The organism is Streptomyces sp. NPDC026500 (assembly GCF_055567635.1).
Window position 1 is genome coordinate 610,423 of the sequence record NZ_JBVHQB010000002.1, and the last position, 24,851, is coordinate 635,273.

The window sequence follows — 24,851 nt, forward strand, 5'->3', positions numbered from 1 at the left end:
TCGGCCGGGGACCGGCGTTCGGGCGGCGGCGAGGCGGCCGGGCGGGCGGCCCGGCGGGCGGCCGTCGGAGGGAATCGGCGGGCCACCTCGGGCCATGAAACAATCGAACCGGCTCACACGAACCAGCAGGGAGCAGGAGACACAGCACGATGCGCATCGGAGTTCTCACCGCAGGCGGCGACTGCCCTGGCCTGAACGCAGTGATCCGGTCGGTCGTGCACCGAGCGGTCACCAATTTCGGAGACGAGGTCATCGGCTTCGAGGACGGCTACGCCGGGCTCCTCGACGGCCACTACCGCACCCTCGACCTCAACGCCGTCAGCGGCATCCTCGCCCGTGGCGGCACCGTCCTCGGCTCCTCCCGGCTGCAGCGCGACCGGCTCCGCGAGGCCTGCGACAACGCGCAGGACATGGCCCGCGAGTTCGGCATCGACGTGCTCATCCCGATCGGCGGCGAGGGCACGCTCACGGCGGCCCGGATGCTGTCGGACGCCGGCCTGCCCGTGGTCGGCGTGCCGAAGACGATCGACAACGACATCTCCGCGACGGACCGCACCTTCGGTTTCGACACCGCCGTCGGCGTCGCCACGGAGGCCATGGACCGTCTGAAGACCACGGCCGAGTCCCACCAGCGCGTGATGGTCGTCGAGGTCATGGGCCGGCACGCGGGCTGGATCGCCCTGGAGTCCGGCATGGCGGCCGGCGCCCACGGCATCTGCCTGCCCGAGCGCCCCTTCGACCCCGCCGACCTCGTCGCGATGGTCGAGGAGCGCTTCGCGCGCGGCAAGCGGTTCGCCGTCATCTGCGTCGCCGAGGGCGCCCACCCCGCCGAGGGCACCATGGACTACGGCCACGGCGCGATCGACCAGTTCGGCCACGAGCGCTTCCAGGGCATCGGTACCGCTCTCGCGTACGAGCTGGAGCGACGCCTCGGCAAGGAGGCCAAGCCGGTCATCCTCGGCCACGTCCAGCGCGGAGGCACGCCGACCGCTTACGACCGTGTCCTCGCCACCCGCTTCGGCTGGCACGCCGTCGAGGCCGCGCACCGCGGCGACTTCGGCAGGATGACCGCGCTGCGCGGCACGGACATCGAGATGGTGCCGCTCGCGGACGCGACCACCGAGCTGAAGACGGTGCCGAAGGACCGGATGGACGAGGCGGAGTCGGTGTTCTAGTCCCCTTCTGGGGACGAGAACCACGCCCCGCCCGGGATCCGGGGCGGGGCCCGAGGCCCGGCGCTGCCCGAAGTCCGGCGAGGCCCAAAGCCCGACCAGGCCCGGCACCCGTCGGGGCCCGGCGTCCGGCTCCGGCGTCCGGCCCCTGGCTCAAGCCCCTCGCCTCCGGCGTCCGGCTTGGCTCCGGGGTCCGGCCCCTTGTCCTAGGCACCCGGAGCCCGGTTTCGTGGTCGGGCGTTCGCGCTCGCGGCCGGAGCCTCGCTTTGGTAGTCGGGGGCTTTGCCTCGTGGCCGGAGCCCCGCCTTCGTGGCGGGGGCCTTGGCACTCGCGGCCGGGTCCCGCCTTCGTGGCCGGGGACCTTTGCGTTCGTGGTCCGAGCCCTGCTTTCGAGACCCTCGCTCTCGCGGTCGGGGACCCGCCTTTGCGGTCGGGGCCCCGACCTCGTGGTCGGGGACCTCAGTACGGGATTCTCTGGACCGTTTCCCAGAAGTGGTCGATGACCCGGTCGAGGAAGTCCCGGCCGGATTCGCCCGAGCCGGTGGCGGCCGAAACCCCGCCCCAGTTCAGCGTGGCGACCATCTGCCCCTGGTAGTCGGTGTGCATTTCCTCCAGCACGTTCTCCAGGAGGTTCCGGTCCAGGGGCACCACCTTCCCGACCGGGCGCACGTAGGCCTGCCAGCGCGTGGTCACGGCGCTGCGCAGCAGGTCGGCGAGCCGGCCGTCGCGGCCCGTCACGGTGATGAAGTCGGGCAGCGAGAGTTCGAGCACCTCGGCGAGCGCGGTCGACTGCCGCTCGTTGCCGCGCCAGCTGCCGGACTCCTCCATCCGCTGGTAGGCGAGGAGTTCGATCCCGACGGCGTGTGCCACGTCCTCCGGGGCGAGATCGCGGGCGACGCGGTGTTCGCGCAAGGTGCGCGGGGCTCCTATGAGTTCACCGGCTGAGCACCACAACACGCCCGCGAGGGCGGTGAGTTCGGGGCTGCTCGGCGCGGTGATACCGCGCTCCCAGGCGGTGACGAGATCGGGCGTGACGTACGGCAGCCCGTACGAGGCTCTCAGCCCGTACGCGACATGCTCGGGCCCCATTCCGAGTGCTGCCCGCAGTCTTCGGGCGGCGGGGGCGTTGAAGGGCGGGGTGGGCTGTTGGGCTTGCGGTCGGTGCACGCGCCACAAAGTATGGGTCCGGCCGCGGCGATGACTACGGTCTGTTCGGCCACAATCACAGATTGTAGGAATATACGGTTTCGGCCGCGGCCCTGAATTCGCCGTACCGGCACGTGAGTTCACCCCTTGACGGCCCCACCGAGGGCGAACCCCCCGCCCAGCCGCCGGGCCACCAGCACATACAGCAGGATCACCGGCGTCGAGTAGATGACCGAGAACGCCGCCAGCTGCCCGTAGACCACAGTTCCCCGGTTCCCGAAGAACTCGTTGATGCTCACCGACGCCGGCATCTGGTCCGGCGTGAGCAGCAGCATGAACGGGACGAAGAAGTTCCCCCACATCATCACGAACGAGAAGACCGTCACCACCGCCACGCCCGGCCCCATCAGGGGCAGCACGATCCGTACCAGGGACTGCAGGGACGACGCCCCGTCCGTCCAGGCCGCCTCCTCCAGCTCCTTCGGCACGCCGTCCATGAAGTTCTTCATCAGCCAGATGGCGAAGGGCAGTTGGGAGGCGGCGAAGAAGAAGATCGTGCCCTGCGTGGTGTCGATCAGGTTCACCTGCACGAACAGGGCGTAGACGGGGACCATGATCGCCGTGATCGGCAGGCTCGTCGCGAAGAGGATCGTCAGCAGGAAGGGGCGGTTCAGCCGGGACCGGAAGCGCGAGAGGGGATAGGCCGCGAGGGCCGCGCACACCACGGTCAGGGCGGTGCCCCCGCCGCACAGGATCAGGCTGTTCAGCAGCGGGGTGAAGGTGATGTCCGGTTTCAGTACGGCGTCGAAGTTGGACAGTGTCACGCCGTCCGGCATTTTCACCCGCAGGTCCGCGTGCGCGTCCAGGGAGGACAGGATCACCCAGGCCAGCGGGAGCGCGAACGCGGCCGCCACCACCAGGAGGCCGGCGTCGGCCGCCAGCCGCCGTCCCGAGCGGCGGGACCTGAAGCGTGCGCCGCGCGTCAGTACGGCCATCTCACACCTCCGTCCGCAGCAGCCGCATGTACACGAGGGAGAACAGCGAGCCGACCACCAGGAGGAGCAGCGCCACCGCCGTTCCGTACCCGATCATGCTGTTCTGGAAGGCCTGTTCGTACATGAACAGCGGCAGGGTCTGGCTGCGATTTCCCGGACCGCCCCTCGTCATCACCCAGATGAGCCCGAACACGGACAGTGTCTGGAGGGTGTTGAGCATGAGGTTGGTGCCGATCGAGCGGCGGATCATCGGCAGCGTGATGTGCCACATCCGCCGCCAGCCACCGGCTCCGTCGACCTCGGCCGCCTCGGTGATCTCCTTCGGGATCTCGCCCAGCGCCGCCGAGTAGACCAGCATCGAGAAGGCCGTGCCCCGCCATACGTTCGCGAACGACACCGCCAGGATCGGCAATGTGAACATCCAGTTCTGGGACGGGAGATGGAGCCAGTCCAGGATGGCGTTCAGGGTCCCTTCGCGGCGGAAGAAGGCATAGAGCAGGAAGCCCGCGACCACCTCCGGCAGCACCCACGCCGTGATGACGACCGCGCCGACCAGCGTGCGCACCGGCTTCGACGCTCGTTGCATCAGCGCGGCCAGGGCGAGGCCCAGGGTGTTCTGGCCGACGAGCGACGACAGCACCGTGAACACCAGTGTCAGCCATACGGCGTTGATGAAGGCGTCGTCCTTGAACGCCGCCCGGAAGTTGGCGAAGCCGACGAACGACGAGTGCGCCTGCCCCGTCAACTGCAGGTCGGTGAAGGCGATGTAGGCGCAGTAGACGATCGGGCCGGCGAGGAAGAGGAGCAGGAGGACGACGGCGGGGGCGAGCGGCAGTGTCCGGGTGAGCGAGCGCAGGACGCCTCCCCGGCTCGGGGAGGCGACCCCCGTCCTCAGCGGCCGGACCGGCGGGGAGGCCGCCTTCGTGCCGACACTCACTTCCGGGTCACCTGGTCGTCGGTGGCCGTCTTCAGTTCCTCGTCGTACGCGCTCGCGGCCTTGTCCACGGAACTGTCGCCGGTGGTCACGCTCTCCATGGCCTCCTGGATGGCCGTCGAGACCCTCGGGTACGCCGGGTAGGCGGGCCGGTAATGGGTGCTGGCGACCAGGTCGGTGAAGAACTTGATGCCGGGCTGCGCCTTCACGTAGGCCGGGTCGGCGGCGACGTCGTTGCGCACCGCGATACCGGAGTTGGCGATGTACCACTTCTGGGCGTTCGCCTTCGTCTGCATCGTCTCGACGAACTTGAAGGCCAGGTCGGGGTTGGACGCCTTGGAGGGGATCGACCAGGTCCAGCCGCCGGACATGCTGACCTTGCCGGGGGCCTGGCCGTGCTGGGTGGGCATGTGTGCGAGGCCGAGCTTCTGGGACCACTCGGGCCACTCGTGGCCCGAGCCCTTCAGCCAGTCCTGCGGGAGCCAGCTGCCGTCGAGGTCGATGCCGAGCTTGCCCTTGGGCAGCAGCTCACCGCGGACACTGGTCGCGAAGTTCGGGTCGAGCGCGTCGGTGACGTCGGGGCCGAGCTTCTCCTTGTAGACCGTCTCCACGAAGGTGAGGGCGTCCTTGAAACCCTGACTGCCGGCGACCCACTTCTTGGACGCGGTGTCGTACAGCGGGTCCGCCGTGCCGTCGCCGGTGCCGTACAGCAGCATCTCGAAGCCCTGCATGGTGGCGGCCTCGCCCGCGGGCTTGCCCGTGTAGACGTTCAGGGGGGTGACGCCGGGGACCTTCTTCTTGATGGTGCGGGCGGCGGTGAGGATGTCGTCCCAGGTCTTCGGCTGCCAGTCGGCCGGCAGTCCCGCCTTCGCGAAGACGCCCTTGTCGAACCAGAGTCCGCGGGTGTCCGTCCCGTCCGGGACGCCGTACGTCTTCCCGTCCTGCGCCTTGGCCGCAGCCTTCGCGGTGTCGATGAACCGGCCCCAGTCGGACCACTTGTCCAGATACGGGTCCAGCGGCTTCAAGTACCCGCTGGTGATGTCCGAGTTGATGAGGAAGGTGTCCTCGTAGACCAGGTCGGGCGCCGTCTTGGGCGACCGCAGCATCTGCTGGAGCTTCGTGTAGTACTCGGAGTCCGGGGCCTTGATGGGGACGAGTTCGACCTTCTTCCCCGGGTTCGCCTTCTCGAACTGCTTCTTCATCTCGCCCAGGTAGGTGTCCATCACCCGGATCGAGTTGTCGGTGGACTGCTTGTAGGACACCTTCACGGTGTCCGGATTGCTTCCGGACCCGGATCCGCAAGCGGTGAGCGTCGTCGCGGCGAGCAGCGTGGCGAGGAGAACGGGGGCGGCGGTGGGGCGCACGGGCAGGACCTCCTACGGACCGACATCGTTGTCGTGCGAGCCGAGTTGTCTGCCCGCCGAACGTAAAGCTGTGCGGATGTCAGGTCAATGACTGTGCAGGGTTGCAAGTCGCGGAAGTGACAAGGAGGTTGCCCGCCAGTGGTCTAGGCATGCTGCCCTTCGGCGTGCCGGTTGCGGTGCGTGCGGCCATGCCCGCGTTGTTGCCGGTGCCGGTGCCGGGTGCCCGTGCCCGTGCCGGTTCCGGCGTCTGTGCCCGTGCCCGCGTCCGTCACCGCGTCCCGCCGGGACTTCGGCGGAGAGTGGACCGGGGTCCCCGGCCTGCCGGAGGGCCGGCCCCTTCTCGGGCTAGCCCTTCGTCCAGCGGTACTGCAACTCCGGCCGCCCGACCGTCCCGTACTGCGGAGCGCGTGCCGCCCGGCCCGCCTCCACCAGGTGTTCCAGATAGCGCCGGGCGGTGATCCGGGAGATGCCGACGGCCTCGGCGACCTTGGCCGCCGTCAGCCCGTCGGCGTGGTCCCGGAGGGTGACGGTCACGCGTTCCAGGGTCGGCGCGCTCAGGCCCTTGGGCAGCGCGGCCGGGCCCGGAGCCCGCAGGGTGGCCAGCGCGCGGTCCACCTCGTCCTGGCCGCTCGCCTCGCCGGCCGCCGCGCGGAACTCCGCGTACCGGATCAGCCGGTCGCGCAGGGTGGCGAAGGTGAACGGCTTCAGGACGTACTGGACGACCCCGAGCGACACCCCCTCCCGTACGACCGCCAGGTCCCGTGCCGACGTCACCGCTATGACGTCGGCGTGATAGCCGGCGGCGCGCAGCGAGCGGGCGAGCTGGAGGCCGTGCGTGTCCGGCAGATGCAGGTCGAGCAGCAGCAGGTCCACGGGCGTACGGTCCAGCGCGCGGCGCGCCTGCGCACCCGTGTGGGCCTTGCCGACCGCGGTGAAGCCGGGCACCCGGCCGACGTACATGACGTGCGCGTCGGCGGCGACGGGATCGTCCTCGACGACGAGGACACGGATCGGATCGGTCATACGCCACCTCCGGGCAGAGCGGGCTCGGACGGCCGCGCGGACCGGGCGGGCCGGGGCGGCTGACACGTCCGTCTGGGCCCGGACACGACGGAGTCGGCGGGTGCGGACTCCGTGTCCCCGGTCGGGGCCGAGCCCGGAACCGGACGCGGATCCGGTCCCGAGCCCCGGGCCGGGGCGGAATCCGAGCTCGGGTCCGGGGCGGAGTCCGAGTTCGGGGCCGAGTCCCGGTCCGAGCTGGAGTCCGGGGCCGGGTCCGGGGCTTGGTCCGGGATGGAGTCCGAGGCCGGGTCCGAGCTGGAGTCCGAGTTCGGGTTCGGGGCTTGGTCCGGGATGGAGTCCGAGGCCGGGTCCGAGCTGGAGTCCGAGTTCGGGTTCGGGGCCTGGTCCGAGCCGGAGTCCGAGTCCCTGTCCGAGCTGTAGTCCGGGGCCGGGTTCGGGGCCCGGTCCGAGCTGGAGTCCGAGTCCGGATTCGGGGCTCGGCCCGAGGCGGAGTCGGAGGCCGGGTTCGAGGCTGGGCCCGAGGCGGAGTCGGAGTTCGAGGCTGGGCCCGAGGCGGAGTCGGAGTTCGAGGCCCGGCCCGGGGTGGAGTCGGAGTTCGGGGCCTGGTCCGGGATGGAGTCCGAGGCCGGGTCCGAGGCGGAGTCGGAGTTCGAGGCCCGGTCCGGGGCCGAGGGGGAGTCTCCGGGTGGCGTGGGGAGCGGGAGGCGGACGGCGAACTCCGCTCCGCCGTCGGCCCCTTCGCGTACCTCCAGCGTGCCGGCGTGCCGGCTCACCGTCTGCCGGGCGAGGGCCAGGCCGAGGCCGCGGCCGCCGGGGCCCGCCGGTTTCGTGGACCAGCCGCGCCGGAAGACCTGCTCGGCATGGGCGGGGTCCACCCCGGAGCCGGTGTCGGCGACCCGCAGCACCAGGGCGGAGTCGTCCGTGAACGCCGTCACCGTGACGCGGGCGCCCACCGTGCCCTGCGCCGCGTCCATCGCGTTGTCGATCAGATTGCCGAGGACCGTGACCAGGTCGCGCGCCGAGAGCGAGGCCGGGAGCAGGCCGTCGTCGATGCCGCTGTCCTCGGAGACCACGAGCTCCACCCCGCGCTCGTTCGCCTGCGCCGCCTTGCCCAGCAGCAGCGCGGCGAGGACCGGTTCGCTGACCGCGGAGATCACCTCGTCGGTGAGGGCCTGCGCCAGTTCCAGTTCGGCGGTGGCGAAGTCGACGGCCTCCTCGGCGCGGCCCAGTTCGATGAGGGAGACCATCGTGTGCAGACGGTTCGCCGCCTCGTGCGCCTGCGAGCGCAGCGCCTGGGTGAAACCACGCTCCGAGTCCAACTCTCCTGTCAGCGCCTGGAGTTCCGTCACATCGCGCAGGGTGACCAACGTGCCCCGGCGTTCGCCGCCGGACACCGGGGAGGTGTTCACGACCAGCACCCGCGCGTCCGTCAGATGGACCTCGTCCACGCGGGGCTCCGCGGACAGCAACGCGCCCGTCAGCGGGGCGGGGAGCCCGAGTTCGGCCACCGAGCGGCCGACCACGTCGTCCGTGACGCCGAGCAGTTCCCGCCCGCCGTCGTTCATCAGCGCCACCCGGAACTGCCCGTCCAGCATGAGCAGCCCCTCGCGCACGGCGTGCAGCGCGGCCTGGTGGTAGTCGTGCATACGGCTCAGCTCGGCCGCGTTCATGCCGTGGGTGGAGCGGCGCAGCCGGGCGTTGATGACGTACGTGCCGACACCGCCCAGCAGCAGCGCGCCCGCCGCGACCCCGATCAGGGCCGTGACCTGGTCCTGGACGCGTTCGGTGATCGCCTCGACCCTGATGCCCGCGCTGACCAGGCCGATCGTCCGCTCGCCGTCCTGGATCGGCGTGACGGCCCGCACGGAGGCGCCGAGGCTGCCCGTGAACGTCTCCGTGAAGGATCTGCCCGCCAGGGCGGGGCTGATGTGCCCGAGGAAGTGCTTGCCTATCAGCTTCTCCTCGGGGTGCGTCCAGCGGATGCCCCGCGGATTCATGATCGTCACGAAGTCGACGCCGGTGTCCCGCTGCACCCGAAGGGCGTACGGCTGGAGCTCCTCGGTGGGGTTCGCGGTGCCGATGGCCCCATGGACGGACGGGGCGTCCGCGACCGAGCGCGCGACCGCCATCGCCTGACGGCCGGCGGCCTCCTCGGCCTGGCTGCGGTCGCTGACGTACGTGAACAGCGCGTACCCGGCGACGAGGACCGTGATCAGCACGGCCTGCATGCCGAAGAGCTGGCCGGCCAGGCTGCGGGGTCGTGGGACACGGGGGAGACGCATGTCGTTCAGTGTGCCTCGCCCGGACGGGTGCTCTTCCGGCCGGCGGGACGACGCTGCCGGGGAGCGGGCGACTCCGCCCCGGCACCGGCGGCCGGACGACTGCGCCGAGGCGCGTGAACTCAATGAACGGAAGGGTGACCACCCTCACACGCCGGGAGATAGTCCCCTCATCCCCCGGGAGTCCACGCCTCCCGGTTTCCCCGGACGTGAGCCGCACGCCGGGTTCCGCCGGTCGTGAGCCGCACGCCGGATGATGCCGACGACGTCGTCAAGGAGGGCAGCCGTGGCCAGCACGCCGCATACGGCACCTGCCGCACCCGCCGCCAAGCGGGACCGCACGCACTATCTGTACATCGCCGTGATCGGCGCCGTGATCCTGGGGATCGCGGTGGGCCTGATCGCCCCCGACTTCGCCGTCGAGCTCAAGCCCATCGGTACGGGCTTCGTGAACCTGATCAAGATGATGATCTCCCCGATCATCTTCTGCACGATCGTGCTGGGCATCGGCTCGGTCCGCAAGGCCGCCAAGGTCGGCGCCGTCGGCGGTATCGCGCTCGGCTACTTCCTGGTCATGTCGCTGGTCGCGCTCGCCATCGGTCTGGTCGTCGGCAACATCCTGGAGCCGGGCAGCAGCCTGGCGATGACCGACGCGGTCAAGCAGGCCGGTCACGGGCAGGTGTCGGCTGAGGCGCTGCCGCCGGTCGACTTCGTGCTCTCGATCATCCCGACCACGATGATCTCGGCGTTCACCGAGGGCCAGGTCCTGCAGACCCTGCTCGTCGCGCTTCTCACCGGGTTCGCGCTCCAGGCCATGGGGACGGCCGGGCAGCCGGTCCTGCGCGGTGTGGAGCACATCCAGCGGCTCGTCTTCCGTATCCTCGCCATGGTCATGTGGGCGGCCCCGCTCGGTGCCTTCGGCGCCATCGCCGCCGTCACCGGTTCCGCGGGCCTGGACGCGCTCAAGAGTCTCGCCGTGCTGATGCTCGGCTTCTACGTGACCTGCTTCCTCTTCGTCTTCATCGTGCTCGGCACGCTGCTGCGCGTGGTGACGGGCCTGAACATCCTCACGTTCCTGAAGTACCTGGGCCGCGAGTTCCTGCTGATCCTGTCCACCTCGTCCTCCGAGTCCGCCCTGCCGCGGCTCATCGCGAAGATGGAGCACCTGGGCGTCGGCAAGTCGGTCGTCGGCATCACCGTCCCGACCGGCTACTCCTTCAACCTCGACGGCACGATGATCTACATGACCATGGCCTCGCTCTACATCGCCGACGCGATGGGCACGCCGATGGCGATCGGGGAGCAGATCCCGCTCCTGCTCTTCCTCCTCGTCGCGTCCAAGGGCGCGGCGGGCGTCAGCGGGGCGGGCCTCGCCACGCTGGCCGGCGGCCTCCAGTCGCACAAGCCCGCCCTGGTGGACGGCGTCGGCCTCATCGTCGGCATCGACCGCTTCATGAGCGAGGCACGCGCGCTGACGAACTTCGCAGGCAACGCCGTGGCCACGGTCCTGATCGGAACCTGGACGAAGGAGATCGACAAGGAGCGGGTGGCCATGGTCCTCGCCGGACAGCTTCCCTTCGACGAGGAGACCCTGCTGGACGACGCCGGCACCGCCGCCTCCGCTCCCGCCTCCGCCCATGTCCACGCGGATGTGCCGGAGCAGGGCGGCGAGAAGGACCCGGCCGAGGCGTAGGAGCCCCTGAGACGCCGGGTGGCCGGGCATCCCCCACGGGCCCGGCCGCCCGGTGCACCGCTGAGCGACTGAGTCCTCGCAGGCCCTGACCCTCCGAGGACTCAGTCGCTCAGCTCGGCCACGAGTTCGGTGGCGTGTGAGGCGGGTACGCCCGCCGCGGTCAGCATGGTGACCGCGGCGGAGCTGCCCGCCTCCTCCGCTGCCAGGAGGCCGTCGTTCACCGCCTCCATGAGGGCGAACAGGGTCTGCTCGTGCACGTACGCCAGTGCGGGCGGGGGTAGCGGCGACGCGAACACGCCCTGTTCCAGGCCGCGTCGAAGAATCTCCGCGCAGGCGTCGCGGACCGGCGTGAGACGTTCGCGGATGCCCTGCATGGTGACGCTGCGCTGGGCGAGGGCGACCAGCAGCCGGTAGCGGTCGGCGATCTCCCAGACCGCCAGGGTCGAGCGGGCCAGCGACTCGGCCGGGTCCGCGACCCCTTCGCGGCCCGCCGCGTGCGCCGCCGCGACCGCCGCCACGGCCTCGTCGGTCAGGGTGCCGACCAGCGCCTCGCGGTTGGGGAAATGCCCGTACACCGTGCGCCGTACGACACCCGCCGCCCGGGCGATCTGGTCCATGGAGGCGTCGGGGTCACGCAGCAGTTCGGCGAGTGCGACGTCGAGGATGCGGCGGCGGTTCACATCGGCGCGGCTCGGGTTACCCGTGGTCATGGCTGCCATTGTGCCCGCCCCTCGGGCGACCTCCTGTCCCGCGGTCACAGGCTCTCCACCTCCTCCATTTGCACAGTGCTGTGCAATCTCGTACATTGCACAGCGTTGTGTAATTGCACTCCACTGTGCAAGTCCTGGTGCGGACGGATCTCCGTACCCGTCGACGAAGGAAGGGCGACCGTGGCCATGCGTCTCGTCATGAACGAACCGGTCGAGAGGATGGACCGGCCCTACGCCAGGCGGTGGTGGGCGCTGCTGGTGCTCTGCCTGAGCCTGCTGATCATCGTGATGGCGAACACCGCCCTCACGGTCGCGGCTCCCGACATGACCCAGGACCTCGGCCTGACCAGCGCCGACCTGCAATGGGTCATCGACGGCTACACCGTCCCGTACGCCGCGCTGATGCTGCTGCTCGGCGCCATCGGGGACAAGTACAGCCGCCGCGGCGCCCTCATCCTGGGGCTCGTCGTCTTCGGCGGCGGCGCGGTCGCCGGTTCGCTCGTCGACAGCTCCACCGGGGTCATCGCGGCCCGCGCCGTCATGGGCGTCGGCGCCGCGCTGATCATGCCCGCCACGCTCTCCCTGCTCGCCGCGACCTTCCCTCGCGCCGAGCGGGCCAAGGCGATCGTCCTGTGGACCGCCACCGCCGGACTCGCCATCGCCGCCGGGCCGTTGGTCGCGGGGGCCCTGCTGGAGAACCACGGCTGGTCGTCCACGTTCCTGATCAACGTGCCGATCGCCGTCCTCGCCATCGTCGGCGCCCTCGTCCTCGTACCGCCGTCCAAGGCCGCGCACCACAACCGCATCGACTACGTCGGCGGGCTGCTCTCCGTCGTCTGGATCGGCTCACTGGTCTACATGATCATCGAAGGCCCGCACTTCGGGTGGGGCCTGAAGGCCGTGACCGCCGCGGTGGTCGCCGGGGTCGGACTGGTCCTCTTCGTCCTGTGGGAGCTGCGCCACCCGCGCCCGGTCATCGACGTACGACGCTTCGCCCACCGTCGCTTCGCGGGCTCGAACCTCGCCGTCGCCCTCTTCTTCCTGGCCGTCTTCGGAGCCTTCTACTACCTCACCCAGCACCTCCAGTTCGTCCTCGGCTACGACGCGCTGGACACCGGGGTTCGGATGCTGCCGCTCGCCGGCGCCGTCTTCGTGGGTTCGGCACTCACCGGGTACCTCACTCCGCGCATCGGCATGAAGTTCACGGTCACCGCGGGCATGGTCGGCGGCACGGCGGCACTGGCGCTGCTCACCCGGGTGGACGCCTCCTCGGCGTACGGCGACTTCGTGCTGCCCCTCGTCATCCTCGGCCTCGCCATCGGACTCGCGCTCTCGCCCTGCACGGACGCCATCATGGGCGCGTTCCCCGAGGCCGAACTGGGCGTCGGCGGCGCGGTCAACGACACCTCGCTGGAGCTCGGCGGCTCGCTCGGCATCGCCATCCTCGGCTCGGTGCTCTCGGGTTCGTACTCCTCGCACCTCGCGGACGCCACCGCGGGCAGCAAGCTCCCGGCGGGCGCCCTGGCCACGGCGCAGGACTCGGTGGGCGCCGGCTACGCCGTCGCCCAGGGCATCGGCGGCAAGGCCCGACAGCTCGGCGAACAGGCGGCGCATTCGGCGAATGCCGAGCAGGCGGCCCAGTTGAAGGCGCAGGCCGGTCAACTCGCCGACGGAGCACGGCAGATGACGGACGCGGTCGGCTCGTCCTTCTCGGACGCGGTGGCCCACACCAGCCTCGTCGGAGCGGTGATCCTGGGCGTGGGCACGGTGCTGGTGGCGCTGCTGCTGCCGCGCAAGGGCCGTACGGCGGTCGAGGACGAGGCCGAGAGGAAGGCTTCCGCCGAGGCCGAGGCCGAGTACGAGGCCGCGGCTGAGACCGGGAACAAGGCCTCGGTCGAGACCGGGGCCGGTACCGAGGCCGGCAATGAGGTCGAGAGCGAGCCCGGGGCGGACGTCGACGAGGATGCCGAGGAGCGGGCCGACGGTGAGGCGGTTCGAGTGGCGATTCGGCCGGAACCGTGACCCCCCGGGCCGCCGTCTCGTAGAACATGCACTACCGTGCCGTGCCGGACCGACCGGCACGGCACGGCACGTTCTGCGGAGGACACCGAGCATGAAGATCGACTGGGACCGGCGTACGTGCGCGCGGCGCGGCCACGTGACGTACGCGCCCGACGAGCGGGTGCTGCGGGAGCGGCTGCGCGCCGAGACGGGCCTCGGCGAGGCCTGGCGCTGTCTGCGCTGCGGCGACTTCGCGCTCGGCGATCCGCACGGCTCGGGCCCCGCGGACGAGGCGCCCCTCGTGCCGCGCGGCAAGGTGCTCCGCGATCTGTTCATCCTGCGCTTCCTGGCGATCGAGCGGGCCGTGCGCGGGGTGTTCATCGTGCTGGTCGCGGCGGCCGTCTGGAAGTTCAGCAACAGCCAGTACGCGGTGCGCCGGCTCTTCGACGAGTACCTCGACGTCCTCAGGCCGGTCTTCCGGCACTTCCACTACGACCTCGACCACTCGCCCGTGGTCGGCACCATCCAGAAGACCTTCGGCTACAAGCACTCCACGCTGCTGCTGGTCGCGGTCCTGCTGCTGGTGTACGCGCTGATCGAGCTCGTCGAGGCGGTCGGGCTCTGGTACGCCAAGCGCTGGGCGGAGTACCTCACGGTCGTCGCCACCGCCGCGTTCCTCCCGCTGGAGATCTACGAACTCACCGAGCACATCAGCTGGTTGAAGATCGCGACGCTGGTCCTGAACATCCTCGCCGTCCTCTACATCGCCCTCGCCAAACGTCTGTTCGGCCTGCGCGGCGGGCACAAGGCGTTCGAGGCGGAGCGGCAGAGCGCGTCGCTTCTGGAGGTCGAGGAGTCGGCCGGGGTCATGGTCTGACCTGCGGCTCCACGCCCCGGGCGCACAGGCCCACTGGCTTGCGGGCCCGCGCCCGGCTCACGGGTCCAGGCGGGCCAGGTCCTCCGTGGTGAGGACCAGGTCCGCGGCCCCCGCCGAGTCCCGGATGGTCTCCGGGCGGCTCGCGCCCGGGATCGGGATCACCGTGGGGGACCGTTCCGACAGCCAGGCGAGACATACCTGTTGAGGGCTCACACCGTGTTCCCGGGCCACCGTGTGGAACGCCCCGAACCGCCCCTGGGGGCCGTCGGCGGACCCGCTGCCGGACGGGCCGGACGGGCCGTCCAGGGAGCTGCGGGAGATGCCGCCCAGCGGACTCCACGGCAGGAAGGCGAGCCCCAGCTCGGCGCAGAGGAGCAGTTCGGGGTCGCTGTCCCGTACCGCGGGGGAGTACCGGTTCTGGACGGACACCAGGCGGTCGCCGAGGATCGCGCGGGCCCGGCGGATCTGGTCGCCGGTGGTGTTGGAGACGCCGGCCAGCCGGATCGTGCCCGCGTCGAGAAGGTCGCGCAGGGCGCCGACCGAGTCCTCGAAGGGGACGGCGGGATCGGGTTTGTGCAGCTGATAGAGGCCGATCGCCTCCAGGCCCAGCCGCTTCAGGGAGGCCTCGGCCGCCGCCCTGAGGTGGCGCGGGGAGCCGTTCACCGTCCAGGTGCCGTCGGCCGGTCTGCCGCGCCCGCCCTTGGTGGTCACCAGAACGTCCGCGGTGTCGCCGCCGTACGTCGCCAGGGCGCGGGCCACGAGCCGTTCGTTGTGTCCGGGCTCGTCGCCGGGCAGGTGATACGAGTCCGCCGTGTCCAGGAGGGTGACGCCCGCGTCGAGGGCGGCGTGCACCGTGGCCAGGGCCCGCGCCTCGTCCGGACGGCCCTCGATGGACAGCGGCATCGCCCCGAGCCCCACGGCGCTCACCCGCAGGCCGCCAAGTGTGCGGTAGCGCACGTCAGTTGCCCTTTCCGAGGGTTTCGGCCACGGCGTGCGGCAGCCATCCCCGCGCGTCGCCGAAGGGGAAACCGAGCCGGGTGGCCCGGGAGTTGTCCATGCCGTAGGAACGGCCGAAGGAGAAGGGGGAGACCTCGCCCGCCTCGACGGCTCCCAGGACCGTCCTGCCCTCCTGGAGGTGCGCGGTGATCGCCTCGCACAACTCCTGCGTGGTCAGCGGTCCGTGGGAGGCCGCGTTGACCGGGCCGGTGAAGTCCTCGCCCACCGTCCAGAACAGGAAGTCGGCGATCTCCTCGACGTGGATGTAGGTCGCCGGGTGGTTCACGGGCGGCACGGCGATCGCCCGGCCGGTACGGATCCGGTCGGCGTAGTGCTCCAGCCGGCCGGTGAAGTCGTCCTCCCCGCCCAGCACATGGGCGACGCGCACGGCCACGGACGGGAAGCCGGGGTCGGCCGCGAACACCGCCTCGGCCTGCCGCTTGCCCTCGCCGTAGTGCGCGTCGAGGAAGTCGGCGTCGTCCCACGGGAGGGCGAGATCGACGGCGACCGTACGGGGATCCACGGCGTCCTCGCCGACCGGGTCCGCCGAGTCCTCGTACTCGTACACCTCGACGGTGGACGTCATCACATACCGGCGCGTGCGCCCCGCGAAGACCCGGCGGGCGATCTCCGCCTGCCGCGGTGTGTAGCAGACCTGGTCGACGACGACATCGAAAGTCCGTGAACCCAGCGCCTTTTCCAGGGAGTTCTCGTCATTGCGGTCGGCGATCAGATGAATCGCCCCGGCGGGCGCCGCCGACGAGCCGCGATTGATGACGGTGACCCGGTCTCCCGCGGCCGTCAACCGCGCAATGAGACGCTTTCCGAAATACCGGTTTCCGCCTATGACGCAGATCTCTCGCACGTCGCCCTCCCCCAATTCGCCGCACGCGTGCCTCATGCACCCATGCACCTGAGCCCACGCACCGGTCACCCTCGCCGGTCGTTCACGGTGCTCCGGCCTGTGGCCATAATTCTCCCGTCGCAGGGGTCAGGTCCGAAGGGGGAGACATGGGAGATCCGGCCGTCGCACCGAAGGAAACACGGCATCCGCGCGCCGTCTCCGGCGAAACGTCGGTGGGCTTCGACGCGCTGGACCGGCAGATCCTGGAACTGCTCCAGAGCGACGGCCGTATCAAGCTCAGCGAGCTGGGCCGCCGGGTCCGGCTGAGCCCGGCGGCGGTCGCGGAGCGGGTGCGCCGGCTGGAGGCGACGGGTGCGATCACCGGATACGGCGCCCGGGTGTCCGCACCCCGCCTCGGCTACGGCATCCAGGCCTTCATCCGCGTCAACCCGCACGGCGGTTACACACTCAAGCATCCGCGGACCCTGGAACTGCTGGCCCGTCCCGAGGTCACCGAGGTCCACCACGTCGTCGGCGAGGACTGCTGGATCCTCAAGGTCGCCGTCGAGGACACGATCCACCTGGAGGACGTCCTGGAGCAGACCTCCGCGCTGGGGCGGACGACGACCTCGATCGTGCTGTCGTCACCGGTGGACCGCAAGCCGCTGCTGCCGCGCACCTCACGCTGACGTCCGCCGGGGCGGCGCCACGCGGCCGCTTGCCTTGACGTCGGCGTCAAGGATTACCGTCGAGGCATGCGAATCGGCGAGCTGGCCGCACGGGCCGGGACGACCACGCGGACTCTGCGCTACTACGAGTCGCGGGGGCTGCTGCCCGCGCGGCGGGGCGAGAACGGGTACCGGACGTACGACGAGCACGACCTGCGGCTGCTCCGGCAGATCAGGACGCTGCAGGACTTCGGGTTCGACCTGGAGGAGACGCGTCCGTTCGTGGAGTGTCTGCGGGCCGGGCATCCCGAGGGCGACTCGTGCCCGGCGTCCCTGGACGTCTACCGCCGCAAACTCGGCGAGCTCGACGCGTTGATCGACGAGCTGCGGTCGGTGCGCGAGCAGGTCGGCGAGCAGCTGGCGCGGGCGGAACGGGCGCGCGACGAGCTGGCGGCCGACGCGGAGGTTCCGGGCGGTCCGGAACCCGTGTGCGAACTGGGAGGGCGGACGCGATGATCAGGGCGGCAGGCGTGGCCGAAGTGACGGACGCGGATTTCGGGGCGGAGGTGATCGGGTCGGATCTGCCCGTGCTGGTGGAGTTCACGGCCGACTGGTGCCCGCCGTGCCGGCAGATGGGCCCGGTGCTCAGCGAGCTGGCCTTCGAGGAGGGCGACCGGTTCAAGGTGGTCCAGCTGGACGTGGACACCAATCCGGAGACGACCCTGGCGTACGGCGTGCTCTCGATGCCGACGTTCATGGTTTTCCGCGACGGTGAGCCCGTGAAGTCGATGGTGGGTGCCCGAGCCAAGCGACGGCTGCTGCAGGAGCTGTCCGACGTGCTCTGACCGCACCCGGCAGACAAAAAAATCCCCTGGGCAATTGCGCCCGGGGGATTTCGCTGCGTATATTCAATGATTCGCGACTTCGAGGGATCGAATCGCGGAGAAGTTCAGTAGGCGCAGTATATCTGGGTGGGAGCGGAATTGTCAAACAAGGGATCGCACACAGAATTCCCCGACGATGAACTGCGAAGCGAGCAGGAATTCATCGACGGGTTGTACGCGCGTGTGGACGCGCTGCGCGGTGTCACCGAGGCCTCCGTCGGGGACGCGCTCGCCCAGGGCAACACGCCCATGCAGGCCCGGCTCGAAAGAGACGTCCTGGTCGCCGAACGCTCGGGGCTGCTGGCCGCGCTGAACGCAGTGGACGGTTCACTCTGCTTCGGCCGTATCGACCTGGCCCCCGTGGAGGGGGCGCCCTCCGCCGGCGTCAGCCACCACATCGGCCGGATCGGCGTCCGCGCCGACGACATCGAGCGCACCCCGATCCTCATCGACTGGCGGGCCCCGGTCGCCCGCCCCTTCTACCTGGCCACCGGTCACACCCCGATGGGCCTGCGCCGTCGCCGGCACATCGGCACCGCGGGCCGGCACGTCATCGACCTGCACGACGAGATCCTCGACCTCGGCGACCGCGAACGCACCGGCCACGAGGACCCGACCGGTGACGCCGTGCTGCTCGCCGCGCTCAACTCGGCCCGCACCGGCCGGATGAGCGACATCGTGCAGACCATCCAGGCCGAGCAGGACCGGATCATCCGCGCGCCGCACCGGGGCATCATGGTCGTCGAGGGCGGCCCCGGCACCGGCAAGACGGCCGTCGCCCTGCACCGCGCCGCGTATCTGCTGTACGAACACCGGGAACTGCTCGCCAAGCGGGCCGTCCTGATCGTCGGCCCCAACCCGGCCTTCCTCGGCTACATCGGCGAGGTGCTGCCCTCGCTCGGTGAGACCGGCGTGCTGCTCTCGACCGTCGGCGAGCTCTTCCCCGGTGTCCACGCGACGGCTGTCGACACGCCCGAGGCAGCCGCCGTGAAGGGCCGTGCCGTGATGGCCGACGTCCTGGCCGAGGTCGTCCGGGACCGCCAGGCACTCCCCGACCCGGTGATCGCGATCGAGCACGACCGGGACGTCCTGATGCTCGACGCGGGCCTCGTCCAGGTCGCCCGGGAGCGCACCCGCGCGGCCGACCTGCCCCACAACGTGGCGCGCGAGCACTTCGAGGGCCACATCCTCAACACGCTCACCGACATGCTGGCCGAACGCATCGGCACGGACCCCTTCGACGGCTCCAACCTCCTCGACGCGAGCGACATCACCCAGATCCGCGACGAACTCGCCGAGAACCCCGAAGTCTGGTCGGCCGTCGACCAGTTGTGGCCGAGGCTGACCCCACAGCGACTGGTCGCCGACTTCCTGGCCGACCCGTACGGCCATGTCCCCGACGAGGACGCGGCGGCGATCCACCGCCCGCTGACCGATCCCGGCGACTGGACCGGCGCGGACGTCCCGCTGCTGGACGAGGCCGCCGAACTGCTGGGCGAGGACGACCGGGTCGCACGGGCGCTGGCCGACCAGGAACGCCGTACCCAGATCGCCTACGCGCAGGGCGTGCTGGACGTCTCCTACGCCTCGCGGACGTACGAGTTCGAGGACAAGGACGAGGACGACTCCGAGATCCTGTCCGCGCACAACATCATCGACGCCGAGCGGATGGCCGAACGGCACGAGGAGGACGACCACCGCAGCGCCGCCGAACGCGCCGCCGCCGACCGGACCTGGGCCTTCGGCCACATCATCGTCGACGAGGCACAGGAGTTGTCGCCGATGGCCTGGCGGCTGCTGATGCGGCGCAGCCCCACGCGGTCCATGACGCTCGTCGGCGATCCCGCGCAGACGGCGGAGGCGGCGGGAGTCGGCTCGTGGGAGGAGATCCTCTCCCCGTACGTCGAGGACCGCTGGGAGCACACCCGGCTCGGCGTCAACTACCGCACCCCGTCCGAGATCATGGACGTCGCCGCCGGTGTGGTGCGGGCCGAACGCCCCGGGTTCGAGCCGCCGCGCTCCGTCCGCTCCACCGGGGTACGGCCCTGGGCACGGGAGGCGGGGGACGATCTGCCCGGCGCGGTCGCCAAGGCCGTCGCCGAACTGACCCCGGCCGAAGGACGGCTCGCGGTGATCGCGCCGCGCGCTCTGCACACCGCGCTCGCCGGTCGGCTGGACGGCGTGACGGCGGGCCAGGAGCCCGACCTCACCCGCTCGGTGGTGCTCCTCGACCCCCGGCAGGCCAAGGGGCTGGAATTCGACTCGGTACTGGTGGTCGAGCCCGCGTCCTACGGGACGAGCGACCTGTACGTGGCGCTGACCCGGGCCACCCAGACCCTGGGCGTCGTGTACACCGGGGAACTGCCCGCGTCGCTGCGAGGCACCGGTCTGGAGTGACCGACGCGGGGTGCCGGTCCGGAGCGACGGCGGGCTCGGCGGTCCCGTCGCCTCATCCCTGACCGGTCCCCGGCGGCCGCGCCGCCGGGGACCGGGTACGCGCAGCCCCTAGGCAGGCCGCAGCCACACCGTCGCGAGGGGTGGCAGGGTCAGATGGACGCTGGCCGGTCGGCCGTGCCAGCCCTGGGGTTCCGGTTTGACGGGGTCGGGGTTGGTGACGTCGCTGCCGCCGTAGCGGAGGGCGTCGGTGTTGAGGACTTCGCGCCAGGCCGGGATGTCCTCGGGGACGCCGAGGCGGTAGTTGTGGCGGACGGCGGGGGAGAAGTGGGAGACCGCGAGCAGGGGGGTGCCGTCGGCGGCGTGGCGCAGGAAGGCGAACACGTTGTCGTCGGCGGCGTCGCCGGTGATCCAGGCGAAGCCGGCGGGGTCGGTGTCGCGCTCCCAGAGAGCCGCTTCGTGCCGGTAGGTGGTGTTGAGGTCGCGGACGAGGTCGCGCACGCCGCGGTGGTCGGGTTCGGCGCCGTAGGCGGGGTCGAGGAGCCACCAGTCCGGGCCGTGGGCCTCGGACCATTCGGCCCCCTGGGCGAACTCCTGTCCCATGAAGAGGAGTTGCTTGCCGGGGTGGGCCCACATGAAGGCGAGATAGGCGCGGAGGTTCGCGCGCTGCTGCCACCAGTCGCCGGGCATCTTGGAGACGAGTGAGCGTTTGCCGTGCACGACCTCGTCGTGGGAGATCGGCAGGACGTAGTTCTCGCTGTACGCGTACACCATCGAGAACGTCATCTCGTTGTGGTGGTACTTGCGGTGGACCGGCTCGTGGGACACATAGTCCAGCGAGTCGTGCATCCAGCCCATGTTCCACTTCAGCCCGAACCCCAGACCGCCGAAACCTCCGGGGCCGACGTGGTGGGTGGCCCGGGTGACGCCGTCCCATGCGGTGGATTCCTCGGCGATGGTGACGACGCCGGGGTTGCGGCGGTAGACGGTGGCGTTCATCTCCTGGAGGAACGCGACGGCGTCGAGGTTCTCGCGGCCGCCGTGTTCGTTGGGCGACCACTGGCCGGGTTCGCGGGAGTAGTCGAGGTAGAGCATGGAGGCGACGGCGTCCACGCGCAGGCCGTCGATGTGGAACTCCTCGCACCAGTAGGTGGCGTTGGCCACGAGGAAGTTGCGGACCTCCCGGCGGCCGTAGTCGAATTCGAGGGTGCCCCAGTCGGGGTGGTCGGCGCGCTGCGGGTCGGCGTGCTCGTAGAGGGGGCAGCCGTCGAATTCGGCGAGGGCCCAGTCGTCGCGGGGGAAGTGGGCGGGCACCCAGTCCATGAGGACGCCGATACCGGCACGGTGGAGGGCGTCGACCAGGTACTTGAAGTCGTCGGGGGTGCCCAGACGCGCGGTGGGGGCGTAGAAGCCGGTGACTTGGTAGCCCCAGGAGCCGCCGAAGGGGTGTTCGGCGACCGGCATGAGTTCGACGTGGGTGAAGCCGAGGTCGGCGACGTAGGCGGGGAGCTGGTCAGCGAGCTGACGATAGGTCAGGCCGGGTCGCCAGGACGGCAGATGCACCTCGTACACCGAGAACGGCGCCTCATGGGCCGGGCGGGCGGCCCGCTTCGCCAGCCACTCCGCGTCCTGCCACACGTGGTGGGAGGCGTGGACGATCGAGGACGTGTTGGGCGGGGTCTCGGTCCGGCGGGCCATCGGGTCCGCGCGCAGGGTGCGGGAACCGTCGGGGCGGGTGATGTCGAACTTGTAGAGCTCGCCCTCGCCTATCGCGGGGACGAACAGCTCCCACACGCCGGAGGAGCCGAGCGACCGCATCGGATATCCGGTGCCGTCCCAGAAGTTGAAGCTGCCGGCCAGCCGGACACCGCGCGCGTTCGGAGCCCACACGGTGAAGCGCGTGCCGGCGACGCCCTGTTGCTCCATCGGCTCGGCGCCGAGCGCCCGCCACAGCTCCTCGTGCCGGCCCTCACCGAGCAGGTGCAGGTCCAACTCGCCCAGTGTCGGCAGGAACCGGTACGCGTCCTCGGTGTCCAGCACCGTCCCTTCGTAGGTCACGAGCAGCCGGTACGAGTCGGGGACCGCGCGCAGTGGCAGCAGCCCGAAGAAGAACCCGTCCCCGTCGTCGCGCAGTTCGGCGCGCAGGTCGTCCGTGACGACGGTGACCCCGAGCGCGTACGGGCGGAAGGCCCGGAAGGCGATACCGTCCGGCACCGGATGGGCGCCCAGCACCCCGTGCGGATCGTGGTGCGTACCGTCGAGCAGCCGCTGCCGGTCCACCGGATCGACACCGGCGAGAACGGGACCACTCGCGGCCGGGCCGGGACCGCCCTCACCCGGGCCAGTACCTGTCCCGCCGACCGCGGGACCACTCCCGGCCGGGCCGGGACCGGTCTTGCCGACCGCGGGACTGTTCTCGGCCGGTACGGGACCTGTCCCGCCGGCTGCGGGACCGCTCTCGCCCGCGGTGGGCTCCGGGATCTTCGCCACGGCTGTCGTGCCCTTTCTCGGGACGTTCTGAGCGGCCTGCGCGACCGCGCTCCCGCCGGCCCGCTGGGCGGATATGGTCTTCCTCGCCACGGAGGTCTTCTTGGCCGCGGAGGTCTTCTTTGCCAGGGCGGCCTTCTTGGTCCCGGAGGTCTTCTTGGCCATCCCGGGCTTCTTGGCGGTGGCCTTCTTGACCGTCGGTTTCCCCCCAGCCGCCTTCTTGGCCGCCGCGTTTCCGACCTCTGCCTTCTTGGCCGCTTCCTTCTCGACCGCCGCCTTCTCGGGCGTGGGCCTCTCGGTGGGCGTCTTCTCGGCGGCGGCCGGTTTCTTCGCGCCGTTCTTCTTCGGACTGTCCTCGGACGGGGGGCGGGGCGTCACGGGCAGGGCCTCCTCAGGAGGGTGAACTGGGGAACAGCAGGGGGATCTAGCGCGACGCGGCCAGCCGCCGTACCGCCGCCAGCGGAACCGGCAGCCAGTCCGGGCGGTGCCGGGCCTCGTACACGACCTCGTACACCGCCTTGTCCGTCTCGAAGGCACGCAGTAATACGGGATCCGTGCGCGGGTCGAGGCCGCTGACCTCGGCGTATCCGGTGCAGTAGGCGGCCCGGCAGGCGTCGGCCCAACCGGACGCCAGTGGCGTCCCCGGGGAGCCGAGAGCCTGGGGGACGGAGTGGGCCGCGTAGTCGAAGGAGCGGAGCATGCCCGCGATGTCGCGTGCCGGGGGCTGGGGCATACGGCGCTCGGCGAGCGGTTTCGACGGCTCGCCCTCGAAGTCGATGAGCGACCATTCCCCGTCGGGGGAGCGCAGGCACTGGCCGAGATGGAGATCGCCGTGGATGCGCTGAGCCGTCCAGGTGTGGCCCTCGGCGGACAGATCGGCCAGCGCCTCGAACGCGGTCCGCAGGCCGGGTGCGTGGGGCCGGAGCGCGGGCACCGCCTGTGCGGCGGCGTCCAGCCGCTTGGTCATGGCGTCGATGAGAGGCCGCATCTGGGTGTGGCCCAGGGTGACCGTGGGCAGCGCTCGCGCGAGCGCGGTGTGCACCTCGGCGGTGGCCCGGCCCAGCGCGCGCGCCTCGGCGGTGAAGTCCTCGCCCTTGGCCAGTTCCCGCAGCGCCAGTTCCCAGCCGTCGGCCGCGCCCTGCACGAACGGCTGGAGCACGCCGAGTACGTAGGTCTCCGCGTCGAGGTCCGCGAGCATCCAGGCCGCGGGCGCCGGCACCCGCGCGCAGCCCTCCCGGGCCAGCGTCAGCGGAAGCTCCAGATCAGGGTTGATCCCGGGCACGATCCGGCGCAGCACCTTCAGGATGAACGTATCTCCGTAGACGACCGACGAGTTGGACTGTTCCGCCGTCACCAGGCGCGGGACCAGGTCCTTGCGTATCTCCTGGTGCCGGTCGTGCTCGAAGCGCAGTTCACCGACGCGGGCCCCGGTGCGCAGGGCTTCCAGCAGGACACCGGCGGGGCGCGGGTCGTGCAGCGCCTCGTACACCGTGCGGCCGGCCAGCGGTCCCTCCTCCAGATGCCCGATCAGGGCCGGTGCGAGCCGTGGCGGCAGCGCCTCGCGTACGCCGATCAGTAACTGGTAGCAGTCCCCGGGATACGAGATGGCGCCCTGCGTGGGAGTGCGTGGCTGATGGGCGCGTACGAGCAGATGGATCAGCCCCAACTGGGCGCTGGGCGGCAGCAGTTCCACCGCGGCCACCAGGGAGAATCCGGTCACCGGACGCCCTTTGCCCGCGAACCAGCGTTGCCGGGGCAGCCATTCCCGCAGCAGTGGATCGAGCGACGCGAGCAACTCGGGGCGTGCGACCGGGGCCGGGGCAGAGTGGGTTACGGCTTCCGACATGGCGTCGCGTCCTTTCCCCAGTGACCCGGGGGTCCCGGATACCGGGCGAGGTGTGAGTCATGCGTGCCCAGGGCGGGGCGGGAGAAACCGCCCCGCCGCCCGGGTTCTAGACGGCATCCTTGCGGAGCCGGAACCAGTAGAAGCCGTGACCGGCGAGGGTCAGCAAGTACGGCAGTTCGCCGATGGCCGGGAATCGTACGCCGCCGATCAGCTCGACCGGGTGCCTGCCGTTGAACGCGCGCAGGTCGAGTTCGGTGGGCTGGGCGAAGCGGGAGAAGTTGTGCACGCACAGGACGAGGTCGTCGTCCCCTTCGCCCCCGGTCGAGGGTGCCTCGCGGAGGAAGGCGAGGACGGCGGGGTTGGAGGACTGGAGTTCGGTGTAGGAGCCGAGTCCGAAGGCCTTGTTCTGTTTGCGGATCTCGATCATGCGGCGGGTCCAGTGGAGCAGCGAGGACGGTGACGACATCGATGCTTCGACGTTGGTGACCTGGTAGCCGTAGACGGGGTCCATGATCGTGGGGAGGAAGAGGCGGCCGGG

The 24,851-nt window shown here is 70.8% G+C and carries 19 protein-coding genes and 1 pseudogene; 8 read left to right on the top strand and 12 right to left on the bottom strand.

The genetic code is table 11. The features are described from left to right. Positions 1 to 149: 149 nt before the first annotated feature. Positions 150 to 1,175, top strand: coding sequence for an ATP-dependent 6-phosphofructokinase (locus ACZ4N5_RS05815; protein ID WP_467755846.1), 1,026 nt, complete (start codon positions 150 to 152; stop codon positions 1,173 to 1,175). A gap of 456 nt (positions 1,176 to 1,631) precedes the next feature. Here ACZ4N5_RS05815 and ACZ4N5_RS05820 read toward each other — a convergent pair whose 3' ends face one another. The 6 genes and pseudogenes from ACZ4N5_RS05820 to ACZ4N5_RS05845 all read right to left on the bottom strand — a co-directional run. Further along, complete coding sequence (locus ACZ4N5_RS05820) at positions 1,632 to 2,348, bottom strand: helix-turn-helix domain-containing protein (protein ID WP_467755847.1); 717 nt, start codon at positions 2,346 to 2,348, stop codon at positions 1,632 to 1,634. Between the two features lie 110 nt (positions 2,349 to 2,458). Further along, complete coding sequence (locus ACZ4N5_RS05825) at positions 2,459 to 3,313, bottom strand: carbohydrate ABC transporter permease (protein WP_467755848.1); 855 nt, start codon at positions 3,311 to 3,313, stop codon at positions 2,459 to 2,461. Position 3,314: 1 nt separating this feature from the next. Next, positions 3,315 to 4,208 carry a carbohydrate ABC transporter permease gene (locus ACZ4N5_RS05830; protein ID WP_467755889.1) on the bottom strand — a complete coding sequence of 298 codons (894 nt, stop codon included), beginning with the start codon at positions 4,206 to 4,208 and terminating at the stop codon, positions 3,315 to 3,317. A 38-nt stretch (positions 4,209 to 4,246) separates the two neighbouring features. Further along, a complete protein-coding gene (locus tag ACZ4N5_RS05835; protein ID WP_467755890.1) occupies positions 4,247 to 5,617 on the bottom strand; it encodes an extracellular solute-binding protein in 1,371 nt (456 codons plus the stop codon). A 339-nt stretch (positions 5,618 to 5,956) separates the two neighbouring features. Beyond that, a complete protein-coding gene (locus tag ACZ4N5_RS05840; protein WP_467755849.1) occupies positions 5,957 to 6,634 on the bottom strand; it encodes a response regulator in 678 nt (225 codons plus the stop codon). 685 nt (positions 6,635 to 7,319) lie between these two features. Continuing rightward, positions 7,320 to 8,916 (bottom strand): annotated as a pseudogene (locus ACZ4N5_RS05845) (ATP-binding protein); the annotation flags it as partial. A gap of 283 nt (positions 8,917 to 9,199) precedes the next feature. On the opposite strand from ACZ4N5_RS05845, the gene ACZ4N5_RS05850 reads away from it, so the two are divergent. Next, complete coding sequence (locus ACZ4N5_RS05850; RefSeq protein ID WP_467755850.1) at positions 9,200 to 10,606, top strand: cation:dicarboxylate symporter family transporter; 1,407 nt, start codon at positions 9,200 to 9,202, stop codon at positions 10,604 to 10,606. A gap of 101 nt (positions 10,607 to 10,707) precedes the next feature. On the opposite strand, the gene ACZ4N5_RS05855 is transcribed toward ACZ4N5_RS05850, so the two are convergent. Next, a complete protein-coding gene (locus ACZ4N5_RS05855; RefSeq protein ID WP_467755851.1) occupies positions 10,708 to 11,316 on the bottom strand; it encodes a TetR/AcrR family transcriptional regulator in 609 nt (202 codons plus the stop codon). 186 nt (positions 11,317 to 11,502) lie between these two features. Between ACZ4N5_RS05855 and ACZ4N5_RS05860 the strand changes: the two genes are divergently transcribed. After that, complete coding sequence (locus ACZ4N5_RS05860) at positions 11,503 to 13,338, top strand: MFS transporter (protein WP_467755891.1); 1,836 nt, start codon at positions 11,503 to 11,505, stop codon at positions 13,336 to 13,338. 91 nt (positions 13,339 to 13,429) lie between these two features. Beyond that, positions 13,430 to 14,194 (top strand): DUF2127 domain-containing protein, encoded by a 765-nt coding sequence (locus tag ACZ4N5_RS05865; protein WP_467755852.1) that lies wholly within the window; start codon positions 13,430 to 13,432, stop codon positions 14,192 to 14,194. 57 nt (positions 14,195 to 14,251) lie between these two features. Here ACZ4N5_RS05865 and ACZ4N5_RS05870 read toward each other — a convergent pair whose 3' ends face one another. Next, the gene (locus ACZ4N5_RS05870) at positions 14,252 to 15,151 is read right to left on the bottom strand and encodes an aldo/keto reductase (RefSeq protein WP_467755853.1); all 900 of its coding nucleotides are present in this window, start codon (positions 15,149 to 15,151) and stop codon (positions 14,252 to 14,254) included. A 1-nt stretch (position 15,152) separates the two neighbouring features. Next, positions 15,153 to 16,091, bottom strand: a complete 939-nt coding sequence (locus ACZ4N5_RS05875; protein ID WP_467755854.1) for an NAD-dependent epimerase/dehydratase family protein — start codon at positions 16,089 to 16,091, stop codon at positions 15,153 to 15,155. A gap of 110 nt (positions 16,092 to 16,201) precedes the next feature. On the opposite strand from ACZ4N5_RS05875, the gene ACZ4N5_RS05880 reads away from it, so the two are divergent. The 4 genes from ACZ4N5_RS05880 (at position 16,202) to ACZ4N5_RS05895 (ending at position 19,983) form a co-directional block, all read left to right on the top strand. Then, positions 16,202 to 16,723: an Lrp/AsnC family transcriptional regulator gene (locus ACZ4N5_RS05880; RefSeq protein WP_467755855.1), complete on the top strand. Its 522-nt coding sequence runs from the start codon at positions 16,202 to 16,204 to the stop codon at positions 16,721 to 16,723. A 66-nt stretch (positions 16,724 to 16,789) separates the two neighbouring features. Next, positions 16,790 to 17,218 carry a MerR family transcriptional regulator gene (locus ACZ4N5_RS05885; protein WP_467755856.1) on the top strand — a complete coding sequence of 143 codons (429 nt, stop codon included), beginning with the start codon at positions 16,790 to 16,792 and terminating at the stop codon, positions 17,216 to 17,218. Then, on the top strand, positions 17,215 to 17,547 hold the full coding sequence (locus ACZ4N5_RS05890) for a thioredoxin family protein (RefSeq protein ID WP_315903705.1): 333 nt from the start codon (positions 17,215 to 17,217) through the stop codon (positions 17,545 to 17,547). The genes ACZ4N5_RS05885 and ACZ4N5_RS05890 overlap by 4 nt, the downstream gene beginning before the upstream one ends. Before the next feature lie 138 nt (positions 17,548 to 17,685). Next, the gene (locus ACZ4N5_RS05895) at positions 17,686 to 19,983 is read left to right on the top strand and encodes a HelD family protein (RefSeq protein ID WP_467755857.1); all 2,298 of its coding nucleotides are present in this window, start codon (positions 17,686 to 17,688) and stop codon (positions 19,981 to 19,983) included. Positions 19,984 to 20,091: 108 nt separating this feature from the next. Here the strand turns inward: ACZ4N5_RS05895 and glgB are convergent, their stop codons facing one another. From glgB to ACZ4N5_RS05910, 3 genes are all read right to left on the bottom strand, one after another. Next, complete coding sequence (glgB, locus tag ACZ4N5_RS05900; protein WP_467755858.1) at positions 20,092 to 22,845, bottom strand: 1,4-alpha-glucan branching enzyme; 2,754 nt, start codon at positions 22,843 to 22,845, stop codon at positions 20,092 to 20,094. A gap of 46 nt (positions 22,846 to 22,891) precedes the next feature. After that, positions 22,892 to 24,313: a maltokinase N-terminal cap-like domain-containing protein gene (locus tag ACZ4N5_RS05905; protein WP_467755859.1), complete on the bottom strand. Its 1,422-nt coding sequence runs from the start codon at positions 24,311 to 24,313 to the stop codon at positions 22,892 to 22,894. A 106-nt stretch (positions 24,314 to 24,419) separates the two neighbouring features. After that, a partial coding sequence (locus tag ACZ4N5_RS05910) for an alpha-glucosidase C-terminal domain-containing protein (RefSeq protein ID WP_467755860.1) occupies positions 24,420 to 24,851 on the bottom strand: 432 nt, incomplete at its 5' end.